The organism is Metasolibacillus sp. (assembly GCF_025291715.1).
GTDB classification, from domain to species: Bacteria; Bacillota; Bacilli; order Bacillales_A; family Planococcaceae; genus Metasolibacillus; species Metasolibacillus louembei.
On record NZ_JAMBIZ010000079.1, the window covers coordinates 265 to 530 of the forward strand.

Genomic DNA, 266 nt, shown 5'->3' on the forward strand with positions numbered 1-266 from the left:
AGCGAGTTCTTCCAAAAGAGAAGGGGTTAAATGACGATACAGCTCTTCAGAAAATAGTTGTAATTCATCTTGAATTGAAAGATTCATAAAAAATGTCATCCTTTCTAGCTAGCTTTTTAGAAAGAATAACGTTTTTTGACACTTGGGGGTAGTGCAAATTCTTAAGTTGATGGGCATGGGGTACCGCCAGCATTTCGGAAAAAAACCACGCTAAGAAAATCAGAGTTAAAAAATCAGAAAATATATCATTATTCCAAGACACATAC

General features: G+C 35.0%; 1 pseudogene. It reads right to left on the bottom strand.

Annotated elements, in window-relative coordinates:
- Positions 1–64: 64 nt before the first annotated feature.
- A pseudogene (locus M3Z76_RS19710) lies at positions 65–266 on the bottom strand (hypothetical protein); the annotation flags it as partial.